Here is a 22638-nt window from a genome sequence, read left to right as displayed (position 1 = left end):
TTTCCGTTTCTCGATAGTCGTCATGACGATTGCGGGCGGCGCGAAGCAATGCAATAGGCGTCAGTGCATCACACTGAAAGTGCGTCCGTACCCTTCATGAACAGCCGTAATCGCCTCTCCGGTCCGTCAGTAGCGACGCATAGTGTGACCTGGGCTCTGGCCCTTCCCACCTTATTCTTGGCTGTCGGCGCGACGCCTGCGGCAGGGCAGATATTGAACGAGCCTCCCAAATCACTGGCTGCCGCCGACACGCCGACGCCTGCAACGGATGAGGAAATCGCATTTTCGGCAGACAAGCTGGAATATGATTCCGACGCGGACATCGTTACCGCCAGCGGCAATGTGCAGATGGTGCGGCAAGGCAACCGCCTGCGCGCCGATGGCGTGACATGGGAACGCAAAAGCGGCAAGGTCGTCGCCAATGGCAATGTGTCGATCACCGATCCCGAAGGCAACATCGCCTATGGCGACAAGGTCGATGTAACCGACACGCTTAAGGACGGCCTCGTCGAGAACATGCTGCTGGTGCTGGACAGCGGCGGGCGGCTTGCCGCAGCCAAAGCGTCACGGGTGAATGGCGTCTACACCCTAAACCGCGCAGCCTATACCGGTTGCTCCGTCGAAGACAGCGCGGGCTGCCCGAAAGAGCCGACGTGGCAGATCAAAGCGGTCAAGGTGGTCTATGATCCCGTCCGTCAGCGTGTTTCCTATACCAATGCAAAGATCGAACTGTTCGGCTTGCCGCTGATCCCGTTGCCCGGGCTTTCCCACCCAGTCGGCGAAGGCGGCGGCAATGGATTGCTTGTCCCGGACCTGCGCTACGATCGGGTCAACGGCTTGGAAGCCGCCATTCCCTATTATATTCGCATCGCGCCGAATCGCGACCTCACAATCACCCCGCGTGTGTTTTCCGAAGCGCTTCCAATGGTGGCAGCCAATTATCGCGCACTGCTGGACAATGGCGCGTATCAGATCACCGGATATGCCACCTATGGCTCGCGCCTGCCAGCGTCGAACACAGATCCTACGGTAAATTCCCAAAAGGGTTTCCGTGGCTATCTGGACGCCAGCGGTCGGCTGCAACTGGACCCCGAATGGAGCGTCAGCGGATCGATCCGTACTGCTACCGACCGTACCTTCCTGCGGCGCTACGACATCAGCCGCGACGATCGTCTACGCTCGACCCTTCAGGCCGAGCGCATTGATGCGAACAGCTATTTCTCGCTGTCAGGCTGGGCGACACAAACGCTGCGCGCCAACGACGATCAGGGCCAGGTTCCGGTCGCCTTGCCGATTGTCGACTATCGCCTGCGTCTGACCGACCCGGTTCTGGGTGGGCGTATTCAACTGCAAGCCAATTCCCTCGCAATAACACGGACCGAGGGGCAGGATACACAACGCGCATTCGTCGGGGCAGAGTGGAGTTTGCGCAAGCTCAGCGGGCTGGGTCAGGAAGTGACTTTCACCGGTTACTTGCGTGGCGACGTCTATCACAGCGATCAAAATAATCTTACCGAGACGGTCAGCTATCGCGGCAATAGTGGCTGGGAAACGCGCGGCATTGCTGCGGCAGCCGTCGACATCCGCTGGCCCTTCATCGGCGCGGCGTTTGGCGGCACGCAGCGCATTACACCTCGCGTCCAAATCGTGGCCGCGCCACGTCTCGCCAATCTGTCTGTCCCGAACGAGGATGCACGCGCCGTCGATCTGGAAGACAGCAATCTTTTCTCGCTCAATCGTTTCCCCGGATACGATCGGTTCGAGGATTCCACGCGAATCACTTACGGCTTCGAATATCAGCTCGACAGGAAGAACCTCTCGATCAGCACTGTGATAGGCCAGAGCTACCGCCTGGATCGTCGGCCTAATCTCTTCCCCGATGGCACCGGCCTATCGGAGCGCGTCTCGGACGTAGTCGGCCGCACGACGGTAAAGTTCACCGATTTCGTTCGCTTCGTTCATCGCTATCGACTGGATAAGGACAGTCTGGGCATTCGCCGAAACGAACTGGACGCCACAGTCGGCACGGACAAGACCTATGCGACCGTCGGATACCTCCGCCTTAACCGCAATGCGTCCGCCGCGCTTGAAGATTTGCAGGATCGCGAGGAAGTCCGTTTAGGTGGCAGGGTACAGGTGACTCGCTTCTGGTCGCTATTCGGATCGACTGTGATCGATCTAACGGATGCGCGGGAGGATCCCATTTCGATTTCGGATGGGTATCAGCCGCTGCGGCATAGGGTCGGCGTTTCTTATGCCGACGACTGTCTGGAGTTCGGCCTGACCTGGCGCCGCGACTATCGCACGACCGGCGACGCGAAGCAGGGCAACACTTTCCTCCTGCGGCTGGCTTTTCGCAATCTTGGGATATAAAGGGTTGAGGTGAATTTTGCGCGATGGGCATATCCTGTCCGTCAGCGATTTCGCTCAGGCCGGGTTAAGACGTAGATTGTCATAAGGTGCATCCCGGCATCTGCGGGTACGAGTTGGAGAGTATATTTCGCCGATGATAGGTTCTATTTCTGCCGCGCGTCGGCCCCGATTTGCCGCTCTACGGGCTTCCTTGCTAGCGATGGCCATGCTGTCCGTGGGGGTGTCTTCATTGGCACAGACGGTTCCCGATGAAGGTAGCGCGCCTTCCTCCGCCCTCGACCTGCCGAAGAACATGACGATTTTCGGCAAGGGCGACCCGAACGTCCGTAAGGCGACTGCAATCGTCAACGGTTCGATTATCACAGGAACCGATATCGATCAGCGCCTCGCGCTTATAATCACCGCTAACGGCGGAAAGGTTGCGGACGAGGAAAAAGAACGTCTTCGCGTGCAGGTTCTGCGCAACCTTATCGACGAAACGCTGCAGATCCAAGAAGCCGCTGCCAACAGCATCAAGGTCGATCCGGCTGAAGTCGAACAAAGCTACGAGCGCGTGGCTGCCAATTTCCGCAAAAGCCCGAAAGACTTCGAAGCCTATCTGCGTCAACAGGGCAGTTCGTCCGCGAGCATCAAGCGCCAGATTGAAGGCGAATTGGCCTGGAACCGCCTGCTGCGACGCAATGTGCAGCCGTTCGTCAACGTTGGCGAGGACGAAGTGAAATCCGTCGTTGACCGGCTAAATGCGGCAAAGGGTACGGACGAATTCCGGATCGGCGAAATCTACCTGTCTGCCACACCGGAAAATGCCGCGCAGATCTCAGCCAACGCACGCAACATCATCGATCAGATTCGTAAGGGCGGCTCCTTCGCTGCCTATGCGCGCCAGTTTTCCGAAGCCTCCACGGCGGCGGTAGGCGGCGATCTGGGTTGGGTCCGCCCTGCGCAGTTGCCCGACGAACTTGCCACGGCTGCAACCGAGATGGAAGTGGGGCAAATCGCCGGACCTATCTCCGTGCCGGGCGGCGTATCGCTGTTGTACGTCATGGACAAGCGCAAGGTTCTGACCGCCGATCCAAGAGATGCGCTATTGAGCCTCAAGCAGCTCTCAATCGCATTTCCGAAGGGAACGACGAAGGAGCAGGCCACGGATCGTGCAGCCAGCTTTGCGTCTCAGACCAAGGCAATTCAGGGTTGCGGTGCGGCCAATGACGTTGGCGCAAAACTGGGCGCCGATGTCGTGGACAACGACAATGTCAAAATCCGCGATTTGCCTGGGCCGCTGCAGGAAATGCTGCTGGGCTTGCAGATCGGCCAGTCCACGCCGCCCTTCGGTTCGGTAGAAGACGGCGTGCGCGTTCTCGTGCTGTGCGGTCGCGACGACGCAGCCGCTGCTGGTGCTCCTTCTTCTGAACAAATTCAGGCTCAGATGGAGGAAGAGCGCGTGAATAAGCGCGCGCGTATCTATCTGCGCGATCTTCGCCGCGATGCGGTGATCGACTATAACTGATGAGTGAGGGCGAGGCACTGTCCGACCTTTCGTCCTCACCGATTGCCCCCTTTGCCATTTCGCTGGGCGACCCGGCGGGCATTGGGGCGGAAATAGTCGCTAAGGCATGGGGCATGCGCGAAGCGCGGAACCTGTCGTGCTTCTTCGCCGTCGGCGATCCTGCGGCAATAAAAGCCGTTTGGGGCGGCCCGATGCGCGAAATCGAGGGGCCGGAGGAAGCGCATGCGGCCTTCCCCAACGCGCTGCCATGTTTGCGCGTAGCCAACGCAGGTTCCATCGTGCCGGGTGAAGCCAGCTCCGATGGCGCCCGCGCTGCTCTACAGGCGCTCGAATGTGCTGTCGGCCTTGCCCGTTCAGGGTCTGCGGCTGGAATAATCACGGCCCCCGTCGGCAAGACGCAACTTTATGGTGTCGGCTTTTCGCATCCCGGCCAGACAGAATTCATCGCCGAACGCTGTGGCGTATCGCATGACAATGCGGTGATGATGCTCGCAGGACCATCGTTGCGGGTGGTGCCGATAACCATTCACCTGGCATTAGCCGACGTACCACGCGCACTGACAATCGATCTCATCCGTGCGCGCACCATCGCCACCGCGAAGGGTCTGCAGCGCAATTTCGGCATAGCCAAGCCCCGCCTCGTAATGACCGGCCTCAACCCGCATGCCGGAGAAAACGGCGCATTGGGGCGGGAAGAGATCGATGTGATCGCCCCGGCCATCGCCTCGCTGCGGGCGGATGGGATCGATGTGACCGGCCCCCATGCTGCCGATGCCCTGTTTCACAGCCGCGCGCGCAAGACCTATGACGTGTGCATGTGCATGTATCACGATCAGGCACTTATCCCGGTCAAGACGCTGCATTTCGACGAAGGCGTAAACATGACGCTGGGCCTGCCGATCATCCGGACATCGCCCGATCATGGCACGGCATTCGGTATTGCCGGAACCAACAGCGCCAATCCCGGCGCGATGATCGCCGCGATCCGCATGGCGGGGGAAGCGGCAAACCATCGTCGCGCCGCCGATTCCGCCGCTCTTGCCTCTGCTGAGGCCTGATGTCCCTGCCGAAGCTACCGCCTCTGCGGGAAGTTATTGCCGCGCACGGGCTTCAGGCAAGCAAAGCGCTCGGGCAGAACTTTCTGCTCGACGAGCAATTGCTCGACCGCATAGCTGCTATTCCTGGACCGCTGCAGAACGCGACGGCCTATGAAGTCGGCCCCGGCCCCGGCGGCCTAACCCGCGCCTTGTTACGCACGGGCGCGCGCGTGGTTGCAGTAGAGCGCGACCGCAGATGCCTGCCGGCCCTGGCCGAACTGGACGCCGCTTTTCCCGATCGGCTTACCGTAATCGAAGGCGATGCCATGGCCGTGGACGCGCGTAGCGTGGCGGGCGAAGGCGCGCATATCGTGGCCAACCTTCCCTATAATGTCGGCACGGCATTGCTTGTCGGCTGGCTATCGGCGGACTGGCAACCGTGGTGGGCATCGCTGACGCTCATGTTTCAGCACGAGGTTGCCGAGCGGATCGTGGCTCAGCCCAACAGCGATCATTACGGTCGTCTTGCGGTCCTCAGCCAATGGCGGTCGACGCCGCGCATTGCGATGAAGGTGCACCGCAGTGCCTTCACGCCTCCGCCCAAGGTGATGTCCGCGGTCGTTCACATCGAACCTGCCCCGCAGCCGGAGGGAGTCGATTTCAAACATCTGGAGCGCCTGACCGCTGCGGCGTTCGGTCAGCGTCGCAAGATGTTGCGGCAAAGCCTGAAAGGACTTCCGGGCGGTCTTGCCGCGCTGGAATCCGCAGGGATCGACTCGCAACGTCGGGCCGAGACATTGACGATTGCAGAATTTGTAACGGTTGCGCGCATTTTAAGCCAGTAAGCGAACGCACGCTCACTGCCCCAGGCAGGATTTTAGGGTTGCTTGGTTGGAACGACCGTCGGTGTCGGCACAACATCCTTGGCCGTCAGCACCGTCGGCGGCACACCTTTGTCGATGGTAGCCGCAAGCTGCGTTGCCGCTGCGCAGCCATCTTTACAGAGGTTTTTCACCTGCGCCAGATTTTCGCGCGCCTTGGCTATGGCACCCTTTTCCACCATCGCCTGCCCCTGCCCCGCAAGGGCATGAACATCGGTCGGATCGAGCAGCAATGCCTCGCGATAATAGCGGATCGCCTTCCCCTGCAGACCTTGCGCACGCGCGACCTTCCCCAGACCTAAATAGGCACCACGGTTACGGGGATCGATAGCGAGTGCTGTTTCCATTGCATCGGTAGCACCGGAAAGATCGCCTGCCTGCTGCGCGGCCTCCCCCTTTTTCAGCCATTCAAGCGACACGGGGTCGATCTGCGCATCCGGCCGCTGGCTGATCCCGACACTCGACACAGTGGCGAGCAGGACAGCAAGGGCAACAGTGGCAGGGGTGAAACGCATGATAGTCTCCAGCATCGATTCCGCCGGATTTTCACCGTTTCGCGCGTGTTTGTCCATTAAGACTTTTCCAGCACCGCCAGGAAAAAACCATCCGTGCCATCATGATGCGGCGTTAGCAACTGTCCCATGCCCCAGACCCGCCCGACCGCGCCGCCAACCGGCACGGCCGTCCATCCGGGATGCCGCTTCAAAAAGGCATCCACCTGATTGCGGCCTTCGCGATCGGTAAGAGCGCACACAGCGTACACGAGACGACCGCCGTCGCGCACCAGCGGCGCAGCGATATCGAGAATGCGGGCCTGCTCCACCGTCAGCCGCGTCAGCCGGTCGGGCGTCAGGCGCCAGCGCGCTTCGGGATTGCGCCGCCATGTGCCTGTGCCGGAACATGGCGCATCCACGAGCACGATGTCCGCCTTGCCCTCATAGCTGCCCAGCGCAGCGCCTTCACGTCCCTGATCGAGCAGCAGGGTTTCGATGAAGCCCGCCCCCGCCCGTTCGGCGCGCGGTGTCAGGCGCTGAAGCCGCGACCGCACCGTATCGGCCGCTATCAGTGTGCCCTGCCCCTCCATCGCGGCGGCAAGGGCCAAGGTCTTGCCCCCCGCACCCGCGCATAGATCGATGACAGTCATGCCCGGCTGCGCACCGCAGGTCGCGGCAATGATCTGGCTACCGGCGTCCTGTACTTCGACCAGACCCTGATCCCATGCATCGCTTTTTTCGAGCGGGTAGCCTTCCGGCAGACGCAGTGCGTCGGGCAGCGAATCGATGACAGTCGCATCGGACAGCATCCCCGCCACCTCGTCGCGCGTCGCCTTCAGCCTGTTCACGCGCACATCGAGCGGAGCGCGTGCCAACAGCGCCGTGCGCTCCCGCGCATCGATCAAGTCAGACAGCAGCGGCGCGATCCAACGTGGGACGAGGCGACCGTTCGTCGGCTTTTCGCCTTCGACAATGGCGGCAGGGCCGTGAGGCGATCCGTCGAAATGCGCGGCAAGATCGGGTTGATCCTGCAAGAGACCCAGCATCGCCGCACGCCCGCTTTCGGGGCGCTCGCCCGCACGACGAATGGCATCGTACACCAGATCGCGGACAGCGCGCCGGTCCTTCGACCCGGCATAGCGCCGCGTCTTGAAATATCGGGCTATCAGCGTGTCGGCGGCGGGACCGCCATCGCGAGCGGACAGCACCACTTCGTCGAGCAGGTCGATTGCGGCCTGCACCCGCGCTGCGGGAATCATTTACCGCGTCGGATAATTGGGGGCTTCGCGTGTGATGGTAACGTCATGAACATGGCTTTCGGAAAGGCCCGCATTGGTAATCTGCACGAAGCGGGCGCGCTCGCGAAGATCGGGAAGAGTCCGGCTGCCGGTATAGCCCATCGCTGCCTTTACCCCGCCGACAAGCTGGTGAATGACATCCTTGGCCGGTCCCTTGAACGGCACCTGACCTTCGATACCTTCGGGCACCAGCTTCATCTGGTCCTTGATATCCTGCTGGAAATAGCGGTCGGCGCTGCCACGCGCCATCGCGCCGACGCTGCCCATCCCGCGATAGCTCTTGTACGCACGGCCCTGATACAGGAATGTCTCGCCAGGCGCTTCCTCGGTCCCGGCCAGCAGCGAACCGACCATGACGCAGCTTGCTCCCGCCGCCAGCGCCTTGGCCAAGTCGCCGCTGGTACGCAGACCGCCGTCGGCGATGACCGGAATACCCGATTTGAACGCCTCTTCAGCAGAGTCCATGACCGCGGTGAGCTGGGGCACGCCCACGCCGGCAACGACACGCGTCGTACAAATCGACCCCGGCCCGATACCCACCTTCACACAATCCGCGCCCGCATCGATCAGTGCGCGCGTCGCTTCGGCCGTAGCTACGTTGCCCGCCACGACCTGCACCGAATTGGAAAGGCGCTTGATGCGTTCGACAGCAGCGGACACTTGCTTGCTATGGCCATGCGCCGTGTCCAGCACGATCAGATCGCATTCCGCGTCGATCAATGCTTCGGTGCGTTCAAAGCCCGTATCCCCCACAGTGGTTGCGGCGGCAACACGCAGCCGACCCGTGCCATCCTTGGTCGCTTGGGGATAATTGACAGCCTTTTCCATATCCTTGACGGTAATCAGACCCACACAGTGATAGGCCTCATCCACGACAAGCAGCTTTTCGATACGGCGCTGATGTAACAGCCGCCGCGCATCGTCCTGCGTCACGCCAGCAGGCACTACCGCCAGATTATCCTTGGTCATCAGTTCGCTGACCGGCTGCTTGGGATTTTCCGCAAAGCGCGTGTCGCGATGGGTCAGGATACCGACCAGCTTGCCGGACGCTTCCACCACGGGAATCCCGGAAATCCGGTGGCGTGTCATCAGCATCTGCGCATCAGCCAGGGTCGCATCGGGCGTGATCGTGATCGGATTGACGACCATCCCGCTTTCGAAGCGCTTCACCGCGCGCACTGCCGACGCCTGCTGCTCCACCGTCAGGTTGCGATGGAGAACGCCGATGCCGCCAAGTTGCGCCATGACAATCGCCATATCGGCTTCGGTGACGGTATCCATAGCGGACGACAGCACCGGAATGTTCAGCTTGATGCTCTTGGTGATGTGCGTGCTGGTATCGACCTGGCTCGGCATGACGTCCGATTCCCCTGGCTGCAGGAGAACGTCGTCGAATGTCAGACCAAGGCGAATGTCCATGGGTTAAGCCACTTTCTGTGCGGGCGCTCGGCAGACAGGGCCGTACGCAGGGGGATCATGTGGCGGTCCATGTAACCATTATGGCTCGTGTGGGCTAGTGCACCGCGACATTTTGTTGGAGCAGGCGCAATCGTCGCTCTGTTGCGCCGCAGCAACACCTGACAAACTCCGCAACATAGTGTCACGAATCAGACATAAAGGAAGGTTAGCGCCGCGCCATCAGGGGAGTCAGTCAACGACGAGCAAGATTGCCGTCGTTACCAGCCAACCATCTTCCATAGGGGAATATCTCGTGTCGCACTCCAAATATGGCCGGTCGGCCTTGCTGCTTACCGCAGCGTTCAGCGCACTTTCCATGGGCACAGTCGCGCGCGCGCAGGATGCCACGGCGCCCGCTGCCGACGAGTCGCAGCTTGGCGACATCGTCGTCACTGCGGAGCGTCGCTCCGAAAATCTGCAGAAGGTGCCGTTGTCTGTCGGCGTGGTCGCCGGCGACAAGCTGCGCGACTTCCAGAGCGGCGGTGACGATATCCTCGCCTTGTCTGGCCGCGTACCTGGCCTGTATGCCGAAACGACCACGGGGCGCATTTTCCCACGCTTTTACATTCGCGGCCTTGGCAATATAGACTTTTACCTGGGGGCGTCGCAGCCCGTTTCGATCATTCAGGACGACGTCGTGCTGGAGCATGTCGTGCTCAAATCGAACCCCGTGTTCGACATGAGCCAGGTCGAAGTGCTGCGCGGTCCGCAAGGATCGCTCTTCGGTCGCAATACGACCGCAGGCATCATCAAGTTCGACAGCATCAAGCCGAACCTGACGACATATGAAGGCCGCGCGTCGGCCAGCTATGGTAGCTACAATACGGTAACCTTCGACGGTGGCGTTGGCGGCCCGCTTATCCAGGACAAGCTCGCTTTCCGCGTTTCCGCACTGTACCAGCATCGCGACGACTGGGTCGACAACGTCTATGCCGGGCCGAGCGCCGATGGCACCGTGTCACCGAAAAAGGACGCTATGGGCGGCTATAACGAACGCGATGTCCGCGTTCAGCTGCTCGCCACGCCGAACGAACAGACATCGATCCTCCTGTCCGGCCATGCGCGCAGCTATGACGGCACGTCCACTATCTTCCACCGTGCTGCTATCAAAAAGGGTTCGAATGATGTGTCGAACGAACCGCGCACCGTCATTGCGCTGGACGAGGGACGTAACAACCCGCAGGCCTACGACACTTATGGCAGCTCGCTGAAGGCTACCTATGATTTTGGCCCAGTCACGCTGACGTCTATCACAGCCTACGAAACCACATCGGGATACAGTCGCGGCGACACCGATGGTGGCGCAGCTGCCAATTTCCCGGTCAACGGCGTGGCCAACGGCTTTGGCCAGAGCCAGGGCCAGATCCGCGATCTGGACCAGTGGACACAGGAAGTGCGCTTGTCCAGCAACGGAGATTCAGGCCTGAAATATCAGTTCGGCGGCATGTATTTCGATTCGCGTGACACGACCGATTTTTATCAACGCGCCTATTTTCTGACGACAGCAGCAGGAAACCCCAACAACTGGGTGCGACTGCACAACATCAATACGTCCTGGGCGTTGTTCGGCCAGTTGAGCTACGAAATCCTCCCCAACTTGACGCTGACCGGCGGTGGCCGCATCACTCGCGATACCAAGAGCACACGTTTGCTTAAGACAGCAGACTCAGCGGCTGGTGTCAGCAGCTACCGGGGTCGCCGCTATGTCCGGCTGTCCGACAGCAAGCCAAGCTGGGATGCAAGCGCGCTATATGAAGTCAGCCCCGACTTTAGCCTGTATGCCCGTGTCGCGAAGGGTTTCCGCGGTCCCACCATTCAGGGTCGTTCGGCAGTATTCAATTCCGACTTCACAACGGCCGATTCTGAAACGATCCTGTCTTGGGAAGCCGGTTTCAAGAGCCAGATCAGCAATACCCTGCGCTTCAATGCCAGCGCCTTCACCTATACGGTCAAGGACATCCAGTTGAACGGCAACGACAGCAACGGCAACGGTGTGCTCTTCAACGCAGACAAGGCGAAAGCCTATGGTATGGAAGCAGAACTGGACTGGGCTCCCATCGAGAACCTCTCGATTTCCGCTGGGCTCAGCCTGTTGCATAGCGAAATCAAAGACAAGCGCGTGTACGCGCAGGTCTGTGCATTAAATGGTGTGGTGGTCTGCACGGTCGGCAACCCCACGATTACTGTTCCCGTATTCGGCCAGCCTGCCGTTTTCGCGCAGATCGACGGGGAACCTCTTCCGAACGCGCCAGAATACAATCTTAATCTTACGGCACGGTATGACATCCCCCTGGGTAACGGCGGCAAGGTTTTTGCGGCTACCGATTGGAACATGCAGGGTAAGACCAGCTTTGTTCTATACGATACCAAGGAATTTACGTCGAAGAACAGCTTCGAAGGCGGCTTGAAGATCGGCTATGCCGCTCCTGACAACGCTTATGAATTCGCGGTATTTGCCCGGAACATAACCAATGAAAAGAACCTGAAGGGCGTCATTGAAAACTACATGGCCGCCGTTTTCAACGATCCCCGTGTCATCGGCGTATCGCTCAGCGGCAAGTTCTGATCATCGCTGCGACAGGTCGCGTCCGTCCTTCCCAAAGGGTGCGACCTGTCCTTCAGACTGCTTTTGCACGTCCTGCAATGTCGCCACCCAAATGGATGACCTTTACCGCCGTGCCGGGGGAAGAATCGGAAACACTGATCGTCGCGCCCAGTTGCTTGGCCAAAGCCTGCACGATGGTCGTGCCTAGCCCTGCCTTCGGCGAGTCAGTCTCGCGCGACATCCCAACTCCGTCGTCCGTTACGGACAGCGTCCATCCTGCGCCTTTGGGACTATAATCGACCGATATCTGCCCCTTCCTGTCGTCGGGAAACGCATGTTTCAGCGCGTTAATCACCAATTCGGTCACGATCAGGCCCAGACTCACGGACATATTGCTACTACTCGTGACATCGTCGCAACGGACCTTGAGCGTGATGCGTTCAGGATCATGGATCATCGAAGCGCCTATACTCCTGCACAGGTCAGTCAGGTAGGGACGCAAAGAAACGTTCGCCGAAGGCGCTATGGCAAGATGGCGTTGCAATGCCGCAATCGACATCACACGATTGTGCGCATCGGAAAGGTGCATCCGGCTCTCTTCGGAATTGACCCGACGAGCGCTTTGCATGAGTACGCTGGCGATAATCTGAAGGCTGTTGGCGACCCGATGCTGAATTTCCTGCAGCAGCACGCCCTTTTCGGCGATCAGGGCATCTTTGGCACGCTCGGCATTTTCAGCATCGGTCACATCGATGATCGTTACTATCAGTCGCACATCCCCGCCGCCCCGATAATCCAACTTGCGCGCCTGGATGACCAGCGACCGGACGTCCTGACCGTTCCGCTTAAGGTCCATATGGTAACCGTCGATATTGGCTGAACCCGATGCTGTGGCGTGCAGCAAAGCCCCCAATTGCGGAACCGCCCACTCTCCCGCTCCAATCTGACTCAGTCGTCGGCCGACCGCCTGGTCATGATCGATGGCGAAATCGTCGCAAAACGAAGCGCTGACAGCCAGTATGCGCAGTTCGACATCCAGCAACAGCAAAGGAGCGCTGGACGAGGCAACAATTGCAAAACTGAGGCTCTGGGCATCCTCCGAAGACGCGCGAATTTTATCGGGCATGCAAAGCTCCCTGTGCCGGAGGCTCGCAATGCGAAAGCCCTTCATCGGTCGGAGCACTGCAGTTTAGATAGTGGAAAGCGCAGTATCAGTGCCTGCAGCCTTCATAGCACGTCCCGACTCAATCAAAGACTTGTTTGTGCGCCCGATCGAACGCAGGCACTAAGGTAAACATCATTTTAAGGAACGCTTGCTAGGAGACTGCATGCGTTCGTTATTCTGGCTCATCCTCGTCACCGCAGTCGTGATGGCTCCGAATCTTATTTTCGGCCAAGGCTACACGCATTCAGGGACGTACAACTATATTTGGACCAGCCAGTTCTCGGAAGCAATTCGTGCCGGCACTCTGTACCCTCGCTGGCTGCCACACAGCTTCGAGGGGTTGGGAAGTCCCACCTTTTACTTCTATCCGCCCCTTGCCTATTGGCTGAGCGGCGGGATCGGGGCCATCGGCTTTACGACATTGCAGGCCATTACCGCCGCAGAGTTCATCGTCCTATTGGCATCTGGCGTGACGATGCACCTTTGGCTCAAAGGTCGCAGCGCTTACCCGCTACTAGGAGCGATATGCTACATCGTCGCGCCCTACCATCTGCTCGATTTGGGCGTCCGGGGCGCCTTGGCCGAGCTTACGGCGTTTTTGTGGTTCCCACTGATCGCATTGGCGATAGAGCGGTTACCGACGCGCAATGGCATCTTCCTTCTGACCGGAAGCTTTGCGGGATTGCTCCTCACCCATTTGCCGATGGCCGTGCTGACGGGCATCTTCATGATAGCGCCGCTGGTTTTTTGGCGCGCGAAAGAAGACAAATCCCTTTGGATTCCTGCCGCGATTTCTGGAGCGTTAGCCATAGGGTTGGTGGCATTCTACCTGCTACCCGCGTTGACGTTGCAGGGTCATATTACGACAAAGCTGTTATGGTCCCCTTATTATCAACCTGCCAACTGGATCATCTTTGACCGGCCTGACCCCACGCTTGGCAATGTCCAGCTCATTGGCTTGGGTATGTTGCTTATATCCTTGTCGACCCGCTCGATATGGACCGGAATTGCTGTTGTAACCGGGATCGCTGCGATCGGATTGCTGCCGCCCCTTTGGCTCATTCCGCCACTGGACAAGGTGCAATTTCCGTGGCGATTGCTAGGCGTTACGGAATTCGTCGCAATCACCGCTGTATTCACGGCGGGTAAACCGCTCCGTCTTCTTTTCGTCCTGCCGGGACTTGGCTGTCTGATAATACCTTATGTCCTGCTGATGAAGCAGGTGCACAAGCACTATGAAGTGCCGCAGCATTACGAGGCTCTGACACCCCGACTACCCGATGCGATCGAATATTTGCCTAATGGCTTTCCGTATCAGGGCACCATCGACAACAAGCGTGCCCCTGACCTGACAGCGTACAAATCGCTTTCGAGAGCGTCGGTTATCGAAGTACCAAAAGCCGGCGCGGTTACGCTGGGCCGTGCAGCTTTTCCGATCTGGCGCGTAGAGCGCGACGGGAAGGTCGTGCCGTCGACAGGTCCGCTCATTCGCTTTCAGGCAACGCCCGGAACCTATCGCATCGTCCGCGTCAGGATCTGGCAGGAGATCGCTGGCGCCATCGTGAGCCTGATCACATTACTGGCTGCATTGCTCTTTTGGTACGCGCGCAGGCCCAGGAATACCGCTTAAGCCCTCAAGGCCTCGGCGCGAGCGATAAGTGCGCGCGCGGCATCGACGTGCATCGCTTCGATCATTGCGCCTTCAAAGCGCTCGGCACCCCCGGTCGCAGCATCGATGAGGCGATGCGCATCGGCAATCGCGACCGCGTCCGGGCCATAAATGCCGTTGGCGATTTCCACCTGGCCGGGATGGATCAGCGTCTTGCCGTCAAACCCGAAATTGCGACCTTCGCGGCATTCCGCCGCCAGACCATCAGGATCGTCCAGCCGGTTATAGACGCCATCGAACACGGCTTTGCCCGACGCGCGCGCGGCCAGAACCACCGTCTGCAAAGCCAGCGATAATCCCTGCCGGTCCGTGCCGCTCGGGATACCCAAGTCCTTACGCAGATCATTGACCCCAATGAACAAGGCCGCAGTACCGGATTGCGCCGCTATGTCCCGCGCCGCCAGCAAGCCCAGCGCGCTTTCGATCATCGCGATGACCGGCTTTTCGCACACGCTTCGCACGTCATGCACCTGCGAGGCCTTTTCGACTTTCGGCACCACGACATAGTCCGCCGCGCTGGCTTTCACGGCCATCATATCTACCCCATGCCACGGTGTTCCCACCATGTTGATGCGAATTCCCATTAGTTTTTCAGGGTATCCCATCTGCGTGGCCGCCACTGCAGCATCCCGCGCGGCATCCTTTTGCGCATCCGGAACAGCGTCCTCCAGGTCGAGGATCACCATATCGCACATCAACCCACGCGCCTTTTCCACTGCGCGCGCATTGGACGCAGGCAGGAACAGCAAGGATCGCGCGAAAGACAGTTGCATCGAATTTTCCCTCAAATGACTTTTCCCATTAACCCTTTGCCTGCATAGTCACCACTATCGGTATTGCCGGGAGGGATCCATTCCATGCTTACGACATTCGCACTTGCGGCGGCATTGCTCGTCTTCATCTATCTCGCGGCCAGTATCAAGATCGTTCGGCAGGGGTATCAATACACCATCGAACGCTTTGGACGATTTACCGAAGTGGCACGGCCTGGCCTGAACTTCTATCCTGCCTTCTTTTACAATGTCGGTCGCAAGATCAACATGATGGAACAGGTGGTCGATATTCCCGGCCAGGAAATCATCACCAAGGACAACGCCATGGTGTCGGTGGACGGCGTGGTGTTTTTTCAGGTGTTGGACGCAGCCAAGGCTGCATATGAAGTGTCCGAACTCTATGTCGCGATCATGCAATTGGCGACGACCAACCTGCGCACCGTCATGGGTTCGATGGATCTCGATGAAACATTATCGAAGCGTGACGAAATAAATGCCCGGCTGCTTTCGGTTGTCGATCATGCGACGGGAAGCTGGGGCGTGAAGATCACGCGCGTCGAATTGAAGGACATTCGTCCGCCTGCCGATATCGTCAACGCGATGGGCCGGCAGATGAAAGCCGAGCGTGAGAAGCGTGCCAACATTCTGGACGCAGAAGGGATGCGGGCTTCCGAAATCTTGCGCGCGGAGGGCGAGAAGCAAGGCCAGATCTTGCAAGCGGAAGGGCGGCGAGAAGCGGCGTTTCGCGATGCTGAGGCGCGCGAACGCGAAGCCGAGGCGGAAGCCAAAGCGACACAGATGGTCTCCGACGCAATTTCGGCGGGCAATCCGCAGGCCCTCAATTACTTCATCGCCCAGAAATATGTCGAGGCTATCAGCGGTTTCGCGACATCGCCAAATGCCAAAACGATCCTGTTCCCGGTCGAAGCGACGCAGCTTATCGGCACTTTGGGCGGGATCGGTGAACTGGCGCGCGAGACATTCGGCAGCACCGCCCCCACCGTCACCGATCCCACACCGACACCCCGCCGCCGCGGACCACTTGAACAGAGCGGATCATGATCGATCTGACAGCGCTTGATTCCTATTGGATCTGGCTGATCCTTGCAGCCGTGTTCGGCATCGGGGAAATCATCATTCCCGGTGTGTTCCTGCTGTGGATTGCGATCGCCGCCGCGCTGACCGGCGGGATCGCGATGCTGACAGGTATCAGCTTGCCGGTGCAGATCATTCTGTTCGCGATCCTTTCGATCATCGCCACTTATGGCGGTCGGCGCTGGTATGCGAACAATCCCGTCGCGTCGCAGGACCCCCTTCTCAACGATCGCGCCGCACGCTTGATCGGTGAAACAGTTACCGTCGTTGAAGCAATCCGGGGCGGGCATGGCCGCGTGAAGGTAGGCGACGGCGTCTGGTCCTGCCGCGGCGCGGACACCGCAGAAGGCACGCTGATGCGCGTCGCCGGTGTGTCCGGCAACGAGCTGATCGTCGAAGCGCTTTAAGAGCTAGCCGAACAACCCTTTGGCAAGGCCGCTCAGTTCGTTCAGAGGATTTCCGTCGCCATCGCGATCCAGAAAGCTGGTCAGCTTGCCCATGATCGCTTCCGGACCGCCTGCGGCCGCGAGCATCTCTTCCAGCTTGGCAACGGGCAGCCCATATTCGTTGGCCGTCTGCGTCAACGCCGATGCGTAGTCGGCACCGCCGCCGATCTTCGCACCCAGCATGTCGCTAATGCCCTTCACCTGTTCGGGCGGCAGTCCAATCTTGGCGGCAATGGGCTCAAGATTACCCAGAATTGCGTCGAACATGGCGTGCCTCCCTCGTTGAATGAGCCGGGACGTACATAACATTCATCGCCGCCGGGCTGAAACGAAAACGGACGACACAATCCTCCGATGCGCCGTCCGTTTTTCGATAGTCTGGATCAGGCGGCGGTCAGGGCAGCTTCCCGTACCGATGCATCGACATGATCTTCGAACTGGGCAAAATTATCGACGAATTGCTTCACCAGCTTGGCTGCGGTTTCGTCAAATTCTTCGCCATTGGCCCAGGTCTGACGCGGATCGAGTATCTTGGCATCCACACCGGCCACAGCGACCGGCACTTCGAAGCCGAAATTCGGATCGGTGCGGAACGCGACGCTGTTAAGGCTGCCGTCAAGCGCTGCATTCAGCAGCGCGCGAGTGACGCGGATCGGCATCCGGTTCCCGACGCCATATTTGCCGCCCGTCCAGCCCGTGTTGACCAACCAGCAAGTCACGCCGCCCTTGGCAATGCGTTCTTTCAGCAGATTGCCGTAGATCGAAGGATGGCGCGGCATGAAGGGCGCGCCAAAGCAGGTCGAGAACGTCGCCGTCGGCTCGGTCACGCCAATTTCGGTGCCTGCCACGCGAGCGGTGTAGCCCGAAAGGAAGTGGTACATTGCCTGCTCAGGCGTCAACCGCGAAATCGGCGGAAGAACGCCATAGGCATCGGCTGTCAGGAAAATGATCGTCTTGGGCACAGGCCCCAGATTTTCCTTGGACGCATTGGGAATGAAGTCGATCGGATAGGAACCACGGCTGTTTTCAGCGAGCGTGTTGTCGTTGAAGTCCAGTTCGCGCGTTTCCTTGTCGATCACGACATTTTCCAGAACCGTACCGAAACGCTTGGTCGTCGCAAAAATTTCCGGCTCCGCTTCAGGCGACAGGTTGATCATCTTGGCATAGCAGCCGCCTTCGAAATTGAAGACCGCCGTGTCGGACCAGCCATGCTCGTCGTCACCGATCAGCGTGCGGCTGGCGTCCGCCGACAAGGTGGTCTTGCCCGTGCCGGACAGGCCGAAGAATACGGCCGTGTCGCCATTCGGACCGATGTTTGCCGAACAGTGCATAGGCATCACGCCCTGCACAGGGAGCAGGTAATTCAGGATGCCGAACACCGACTTCTTCATTTCGCCGGCATAGGCGGTGCCGCCGATAAGGATCAGCTTTTCGGTAAAGTTGACCGCTACCACTGTTTCGCTGCGGCAACCGTGGCGCGCGGGATCGGCGCGGAAGCTCGGCAAGTCGATGATGGTGTATTCCGGCGTGAAATCAGCCAGTTCGTCCGATGTGGGACGGACCAGCAACGTGCGGATGAACAGATTGTGCCAGGCAAGCTCGTTAATGACGCGCACATTCACGCGATATTCCGGCTGCGATCCCCCAAAGAGGTCCGCGACGTACAGCGTTTCCTTCTCACCCAGCGCAGCGATGAAATCTGCCTTGAGCGCAGCGAAATGTTCGGGAGTCATGGAAACATTGGTGCTGCCCCACCACACCGTGTTTTCGGTTTCTGCATCGCGGACAATGAACTTGTCCTTGGCGGAACGACCGGTGTGCTTGCCGGTCTCGACGACCAGCGGGCCATCCTTCGCCAGAATGCCTTCGCCATTGGCCAACGCATCTTCGACCAGAGGAGCGGTGCCAAGGTTCCAGTGTTGGGTTGCACGAGTATGGATGCCCTGGGTTTCCAGAGTAACAGAGGATATCGCCTGCACGCGCTTGCTCCTAAAACAATGTAGTGGCAGCCTGAAAGGCCGTTAAGGCAGGACGCGCGGCTCCATGCATGGCGGCGCTTACCCTGCTTACGCGAATCCGCATAAGCCTTTGACCCTTACCCGTCAAATCGGGCCAATTGTGATTGATGTAAGTTGATACATGGCGATACCCGCGCCACGACGGGGAACATGCAGACATCCTTGCTCCTCGCGACGCCATCGTCTAGTCCCTGCGCGTGAACCAGCAACCGGACCGCATGCAATGAGCGCAACAATCGCGTTGGTTGACGACGACCGCAATATTTTGACGTCCGTATCCATAGCGTTGCAGGCGGAAGGGTTCATCACGCGCCTGTATTCCGATTCTGAGGCCGCGCTGAAGGCGCTGACAGACAGCCCGGCGGATCTGGCGGTATTCGATATCAAGATGCCCAAGCTGGATGGGATCGAGCTGCTTCGTCGCCTGCGTGAGAAGAGCGCAATGCCGGTCATCTTCCTGACCAGCAAGAATGACGAGCTGGACGAAGCACTGGGACTGGCCATGGGAGCGGACGATTACATCTCCAAACCCTTCTCCCAGCGTTTATTGATCGCCCGCATCCGCGCAATCCTGCGCCGCGCGGAGTTTGCTCGCCCTTCTACGGAGAGCAGCGAACCTGCCGCCGAACCTATCGTGCGCGGTCGGTTGGAAATGGACCCGGCACGCCATCGCGTAAAGTGGAAGGGGAATGACGTCACCCTGACCGTCACTGAATTCCTGATTCTCGAAACGCTCGCGGCCCGCCCCGGCGTCGTCAAAAATCGCAATCAGTTGATGGATGCCGCCTATCAGGATGATGTCTATGTCGACGATCGCACCATAGACAGCCATATCAAACGCCTGCGCCGGAAATTCCGGGAAGCGGATTCCGATTTCAACGCTATCGATACATTATATGGCGCCGGATACAGATTCTCAGAAGAATGAGCATAGCGACATGGCGCTCCGCTGGTCGGGGCAACTGTCGCTGACGCGCCGCATTCTGGCGGTCAATATCTTTGCGCTCGCGCTTTTGGCAGGCGGCTTTTTCTATCTCGACAGCTACCGTTCCCGTGTCGTGGACGAGCGTTTGCAGCGGTCGCTAAGCGAACTGCAACTGCTTGGGACCGCGCTGGAAAGCACGCCGGACGCACAACATGACGGTCTGATCAATGCCTTTGCCAGCAAAAACGACGGTCGCATCCGTCAATATAGCGCTGACGGCAGGCTGGAAACGGACAGCTTCAAACTGGCGCCACCACGCTATGTATTACGGGACCCGGCAAGTGAAGATTGGCAGCGTCATGTGGCACGGTTCCTCGATAAAGTCGTGGATCGCATAGTCTTTGCGCCGCGCACGCCCTATTTCACCGAACCTGCGATCGACCGTGCAGACGCATGGCCTGAACTTGTAGCGGCGCGCAGTTCTGGTCAGGGGCAGGCGATGAACCGCTACGCGCCCGATCGCACGCCAATGGTGTCTGCGGCAGTGGTCATGCGAAATGGCGAAGCATTGTTGGCTACCGAAAACGCCCGCGACATCACGCGCGTCGTACGCGCAGAACGCCTGCGCCTCGGCTTTGTTTTAGCAACGGCCTTGCTTGGATCGACGTTACTTTCGCTCTTTCTTGCCCGCACTATAGTTCTCCCCTTGCGCAGGCTGGCGCGGGCTGCCGTGCGCGTACGCCTTGGCCGTGCGCGCGAAGTGACGGTACCGCGTCTGCCCGACAGGCGCGATGAAATAGGCCTCCTCGCTCGCGCGCTGTCGGACATGAGCCACGCGTTGCGCAAACGGATCGATGCCACGGACGCCTTTGCTGCCGATGTCAGCCATGAGCTGAAAAACCCCATCGCTTCACTGCGCTCTGCCCTCGACGGATTGAGTACGATCGATAGACCAGACTTGCGGGCGCAGTTGCTGGCCATTGCAAAGGATGACGTCCGACGGCTCGACCGATTGGTCACCGATATAGCCGAGGCGTCCCGTGTGGATGCACAACTGTCGCGCACCCGTTTTGAACCTGTGGATCTGGGCAAGATGATCGAAGAGCTCATCCTCGCCCGCGAAACGCGCGGGATAGAACGCGATGTGCGCATTGCGTTTGCACGCCCCCGCGTCGATGTTGCTGTTGTCATGGGCGAAGAACAGCGGCTGGCCCGTGTGCTGGAAAACCTGCTGGATAACGCGATTTCCTTTTCGCCCGATGGCGGCCTTGTCCAGATCGTCGCGACCGTCGCCAATGACGAAGTGCTGGTGAGCGTCGAAGACGAAGGTCCGGGTGTACCGCTCAGCGAGCGCGAAACAGTGTTCCGCCGCTTTCACAGCGTCCGGCCCGAAGGCGAGCAGTTCGGCAAGCATAGCGGCCTGGGTCTGGCCATTGCGCGCAGCATCGTGGACGGCCATCAGGGCCGCATCAGCATCGGCGATCGCGACGATGCGCAGCAGGGCGCGAGCTTCATCGTGCATCTGCCGATGGCGCAAGCCGCCGACCCCGGCATGGCATCGGAATGAGCGACGGCCCAAGCCAAACGCTGCACGCCACTACAGTTGCCATAAACGGTCGTGCGATCCTGCTGACGGGGCCAAGCGGCAGCGGAAAATCGGACCTTGCCCTACGGCTGATAAGTGGCGGCGCCGTTCTGGTGAGCGATGACTACACTGTCGTCACCCGCGATGAGACGACTCTCATCGCCACGCCTCCGGCCTCGATTGCCGGCAAAATGGAGGTGCGCGGTATCGGCATCGTGGATTTCGACTATTGTCGAAGCGCTCCGGTGGCGCTTATTCTGGATTTAACTGCTCCGGTGGAACGTCTACCCCAGGCATGTGAAAGCAAAGAGATAGCCGGGATATCCATCCCCATGTGCGCTATCGCCCCCTTCGAGGCCAGCGCGCCAGCTAAAGTCGCGCTTGCACTCAAGGCCTTTGGGCTGGCAACAGGGGCAAATGGTGGCGCGGCAAAATCCTAAGAACATATTGCTGGTGTCCGGTCTGTCCGGCGCGGGGAAGACCACGACTCTCAAGACGCTGGAGGATATGGGCTGGGAAGTGGTGGACAATCTGCCGCTGCTCCTCCTGGACAGTTTGCTCCAAACCCCCCTCCCCGAGGGGCATGTCGCCGAAGATCGTCCGCTGGCCATCGGGATAGACGCCCGCACGCGCGGCTTCGATGCCAATGGCATCGTGCAACGCATCAAGGCTCTTCGAGGGAAGCACGATCACGACATAGAGACCCTGTTCCTCGATTGCAGCGGTGCCGAACTGGAACGCCGCTTTTCCGAAACGCGCAGGCGGCACCCTCTGGCGCAAGACCGGGTCGCCGCCGATGGCATCGCACGCGAACGCGAATTGCTCGAACCGCTACGCCGTTGGTCGACCAACGTCCTCGATACGACGACCCTCAACAGTAACAGCCTGCAACAGGAAATCCGCAATCGCTACAGCCGGGAGCGGCTCTCCGATCCGGTGCTCACCATCCTTTCCTTCGGCTTCTCCCGCGGACTCCCCCGCAATGCCGACCTGGTTTTCGACATGCGGTTTCTGCGCAACCCACATTGGGATAACAACCTGCGCGCGAAGACCGGCCAGAATGCGGATGTTGCCGCCTATATTGCCCAAGACCCCGCCTATGAGACTGCGGTTTCCCAGATAGAGGCACTGCTCAAGACCTTGCTTCCGCGCTATAGCGAAGAAGGCAAGGCTTATGTTACCGTGGCGTTTGGCTGTACCGGGGGGAGACATCGTTCGGTTCATGTGGCGGAACGTGTCGCCTCAGCCTTGCGTCAGGCGGGATTTTCCCCCACGGTCTCGCACCGCAACATGGAATCGGCACCCCAGGACGCCCTGGAGAAGCGCCGACCGGGGGCGTCGGACCAAACATAATGACGCAAATGGGCTG

19 protein-coding genes are annotated in these 22638 nt (G+C 59.5%); 12 read left to right on the top strand and 7 right to left on the bottom strand.

All coding sequences use genetic code 11. The features are described from left to right. The first annotated feature begins 63 nt into the window (after positions 1-63). From lptD to rsmA, 4 genes are all read left to right on the top strand, one after another. On the top strand, positions 64-2373 hold the full coding sequence (gene lptD, locus LQ220_RS05060; RefSeq protein WP_230187166.1) for an LPS assembly protein LptD: 2310 nt from the start codon (positions 64-66) through the stop codon (positions 2371-2373). 133 nt (positions 2374-2506) lie between these two features. After that, positions 2507-3880: a peptidylprolyl isomerase gene (locus tag LQ220_RS05055; protein WP_230187165.1), complete on the top strand. Its 1374-nt coding sequence runs from the start codon at positions 2507-2509 to the stop codon at positions 3878-3880. Next, entirely contained in the window at positions 3880-4938 is a 1059-nt protein-coding gene (gene pdxA, locus LQ220_RS05050; protein ID WP_230187164.1) for a 4-hydroxythreonine-4-phosphate dehydrogenase PdxA, read from the top strand. The genes LQ220_RS05055 and pdxA overlap by 1 nt, the downstream gene beginning before the upstream one ends. Beyond that, on the top strand, positions 4938-5762 hold the full coding sequence (gene rsmA / locus LQ220_RS05045) for a 16S rRNA (adenine(1518)-N(6)/adenine(1519)-N(6))-dimethyltransferase RsmA (protein WP_230187163.1): 825 nt from the start codon (positions 4938-4940) through the stop codon (positions 5760-5762). The genes pdxA and rsmA overlap by 1 nt, the downstream gene beginning before the upstream one ends. A gap of 32 nt (positions 5763-5794) precedes the next feature. Here rsmA and LQ220_RS05040 read toward each other — a convergent pair whose 3' ends face one another. From LQ220_RS05040 to guaB, 3 genes are read right to left on the bottom strand one after another with little or no spacing between them, the layout of a single operon-like run. Continuing rightward, positions 5795-6313 carry a tetratricopeptide repeat protein gene (locus LQ220_RS05040; RefSeq protein WP_230187162.1) on the bottom strand — a complete coding sequence of 173 codons (519 nt, stop codon included), beginning with the start codon at positions 6311-6313 and terminating at the stop codon, positions 5795-5797. Between the two features lie 56 nt (positions 6314-6369). Next, complete coding sequence (locus tag LQ220_RS05035; RefSeq protein ID WP_230187161.1) at positions 6370-7551, bottom strand: RsmB/NOP family class I SAM-dependent RNA methyltransferase; 1182 nt, start codon at positions 7549-7551, stop codon at positions 6370-6372. After that, positions 7552-9009: an IMP dehydrogenase gene (gene guaB / locus LQ220_RS05030; RefSeq protein WP_230187160.1), complete on the bottom strand. Its 1458-nt coding sequence runs from the start codon at positions 9007-9009 to the stop codon at positions 7552-7554. Between the two features lie 292 nt (positions 9010-9301). Between guaB and LQ220_RS05025 the strand changes: the two genes are divergently transcribed. After that, positions 9302-11614 carry a TonB-dependent receptor gene (locus LQ220_RS05025; protein WP_230187159.1) on the top strand — a complete coding sequence of 771 codons (2313 nt, stop codon included), beginning with the start codon at positions 9302-9304 and terminating at the stop codon, positions 11612-11614. A 52-nt stretch (positions 11615-11666) separates the two neighbouring features. Here LQ220_RS05025 and LQ220_RS05020 read toward each other — a convergent pair whose 3' ends face one another. Next, entirely contained in the window at positions 11667-12719 is a 1053-nt protein-coding gene (locus LQ220_RS05020) for a PAS domain-containing sensor histidine kinase (RefSeq protein WP_230187158.1), read from the bottom strand. 202 nt (positions 12720-12921) lie between these two features. On the opposite strand from LQ220_RS05020, the gene LQ220_RS05015 reads away from it, so the two are divergent. Then, positions 12922-14388 (top strand): integral membrane-like protein, encoded by a 1467-nt coding sequence (locus LQ220_RS05015; protein WP_230187157.1) that lies wholly within the window; start codon positions 12922-12924, stop codon positions 14386-14388. On the opposite strand, the gene LQ220_RS05010 is transcribed toward LQ220_RS05015, so the two are convergent. After that, positions 14385-15200 (bottom strand): CoA ester lyase, encoded by an 816-nt coding sequence (locus LQ220_RS05010; protein WP_230187156.1) that lies wholly within the window; start codon positions 15198-15200, stop codon positions 14385-14387. The genes LQ220_RS05015 and LQ220_RS05010 overlap by 4 nt on opposite strands. An 84-nt stretch (positions 15201-15284) precedes the next feature. Here LQ220_RS05010 and LQ220_RS05005 point away from each other — a divergent pair, with 84 nt between their 5' ends. Together LQ220_RS05005 and LQ220_RS05000 are read left to right on the top strand one after the other, a co-directional pair. Further along, positions 15285-16262 carry an SPFH domain-containing protein gene (locus tag LQ220_RS05005; RefSeq protein WP_230187155.1) on the top strand — a complete coding sequence of 326 codons (978 nt, stop codon included), beginning with the start codon at positions 15285-15287 and terminating at the stop codon, positions 16260-16262. Beyond that, positions 16259-16702: an NfeD family protein gene (locus LQ220_RS05000; RefSeq protein ID WP_230187154.1), complete on the top strand. Its 444-nt coding sequence runs from the start codon at positions 16259-16261 to the stop codon at positions 16700-16702. The genes LQ220_RS05005 and LQ220_RS05000 overlap by 4 nt, the downstream gene beginning before the upstream one ends. A gap of 3 nt (positions 16703-16705) precedes the next feature. On the opposite strand, the gene LQ220_RS04995 is transcribed toward LQ220_RS05000, so the two are convergent. Together LQ220_RS04995 and LQ220_RS04990 are read right to left on the bottom strand one after the other, a co-directional pair. Beyond that, complete coding sequence (locus LQ220_RS04995; RefSeq protein WP_230187153.1) at positions 16706-17008, bottom strand: hypothetical protein; 303 nt, start codon at positions 17006-17008, stop codon at positions 16706-16708. Positions 17009-17124: 116 nt separating this feature from the next. Further along, positions 17125-18720 carry a phosphoenolpyruvate carboxykinase gene (locus tag LQ220_RS04990; RefSeq protein WP_230187152.1) on the bottom strand — a complete coding sequence of 532 codons (1596 nt, stop codon included), beginning with the start codon at positions 18718-18720 and terminating at the stop codon, positions 17125-17127. 262 nt (positions 18721-18982) lie between these two features. Between LQ220_RS04990 and LQ220_RS04985 the strand changes: the two genes are divergently transcribed. From LQ220_RS04985 to rapZ, 4 genes are read left to right on the top strand one after another with little or no spacing between them, the layout of a single operon-like run. Further along, positions 18983-19687: a response regulator transcription factor gene (locus LQ220_RS04985; RefSeq protein WP_230187151.1), complete on the top strand. Its 705-nt coding sequence runs from the start codon at positions 18983-18985 to the stop codon at positions 19685-19687. Continuing rightward, positions 19656-21251 (top strand): ATP-binding protein, encoded by a 1596-nt coding sequence (locus LQ220_RS04980; RefSeq protein ID WP_230187150.1) that lies wholly within the window; start codon positions 19656-19658, stop codon positions 21249-21251. Before LQ220_RS04985 ends, LQ220_RS04980 begins: the two co-directional genes overlap by 32 nt. Next, positions 21248-21709 carry an HPr kinase/phosphatase C-terminal domain-containing protein gene (locus LQ220_RS04975; RefSeq protein WP_230187149.1) on the top strand — a complete coding sequence of 154 codons (462 nt, stop codon included), beginning with the start codon at positions 21248-21250 and terminating at the stop codon, positions 21707-21709. Before LQ220_RS04980 ends, LQ220_RS04975 begins: the two co-directional genes overlap by 4 nt. Beyond that, on the top strand, positions 21690-22622 hold the full coding sequence (gene rapZ / locus LQ220_RS04970) for an RNase adapter RapZ (RefSeq protein WP_230187268.1): 933 nt from the start codon (positions 21690-21692) through the stop codon (positions 22620-22622). The genes LQ220_RS04975 and rapZ overlap by 20 nt, the downstream gene beginning before the upstream one ends. Positions 22623-22638 lie beyond the last annotated feature (16 nt).

It is taken from the genome of Sphingobium sp. CECT 9361 (assembly GCF_918741285.1).
In the GTDB taxonomy this organism is placed as follows: domain Bacteria; phylum Pseudomonadota; class Alphaproteobacteria; order Sphingomonadales; family Sphingomonadaceae; genus Sphingobium.
The sequence above is the reverse complement of the archived record's forward strand: the minus strand, read 5'-3'. Positions and strand labels throughout refer to the sequence as shown.

Bases quoted from the DNA above. Each gene is read 5' to 3' on its own strand.
- LQ220_RS05055 (WP_230187165.1), top strand. From the start codon at position 2,507: ATGATAGGTTCTATTTCTGCCGCGCGTCGGCCCCGATTTGCCGCTCTA.
- pdxA (WP_230187164.1), top strand. From the start codon at position 3,880: ATGAGTGAGGGCGAGGCACTGTCCGACCTTTCGTCCTCACCGATTGCC.
- rsmA (WP_230187163.1), top strand. From the start codon at position 4,938: ATGTCCCTGCCGAAGCTACCGCCTCTGCGGGAAGTTATTGCCGCGCAC.
- LQ220_RS05040 (WP_230187162.1), bottom strand. From the start codon at position 6,313: ATGCGTTTCACCCCTGCCACTGTTGCCCTTGCTGTCCTGCTCGCCACT.
- LQ220_RS05035 (WP_230187161.1), bottom strand. From the start codon at position 7,551: ATGATTCCCGCAGCGCGGGTGCAGGCCGCAATCGACCTGCTCGACGAA.
- guaB (WP_230187160.1), bottom strand. From the start codon at position 9,009: ATGGACATTCGCCTTGGTCTGACATTCGACGACGTTCTCCTGCAGCCA.
- LQ220_RS05020 (WP_230187158.1), bottom strand. From the start codon at position 12,719: ATGCCCGATAAAATTCGCGCGTCTTCGGAGGATGCCCAGAGCCTCAGT.
- LQ220_RS05015 (WP_230187157.1), top strand. From the start codon at position 12,922: ATGCGTTCGTTATTCTGGCTCATCCTCGTCACCGCAGTCGTGATGGCT.
- LQ220_RS05010 (WP_230187156.1), bottom strand. From the start codon at position 15,200: ATGCAACTGTCTTTCGCGCGATCCTTGCTGTTCCTGCCTGCGTCCAAT.
- LQ220_RS05005 (WP_230187155.1), top strand. From the start codon at position 15,285: ATGCTTACGACATTCGCACTTGCGGCGGCATTGCTCGTCTTCATCTAT.
- LQ220_RS05000 (WP_230187154.1), top strand. From the start codon at position 16,259: ATGATCGATCTGACAGCGCTTGATTCCTATTGGATCTGGCTGATCCTT.
- LQ220_RS04995 (WP_230187153.1), bottom strand. From the start codon at position 17,008: ATGTTCGACGCAATTCTGGGTAATCTTGAGCCCATTGCCGCCAAGATT.
- LQ220_RS04985 (WP_230187151.1), top strand. From the start codon at position 18,983: ATGAGCGCAACAATCGCGTTGGTTGACGACGACCGCAATATTTTGACG.
- LQ220_RS04980 (WP_230187150.1), top strand. From the start codon at position 19,656: ATGGCGCCGGATACAGATTCTCAGAAGAATGAGCATAGCGACATGGCG.
- LQ220_RS04975 (WP_230187149.1), top strand. From the start codon at position 21,248: ATGAGCGACGGCCCAAGCCAAACGCTGCACGCCACTACAGTTGCCATA.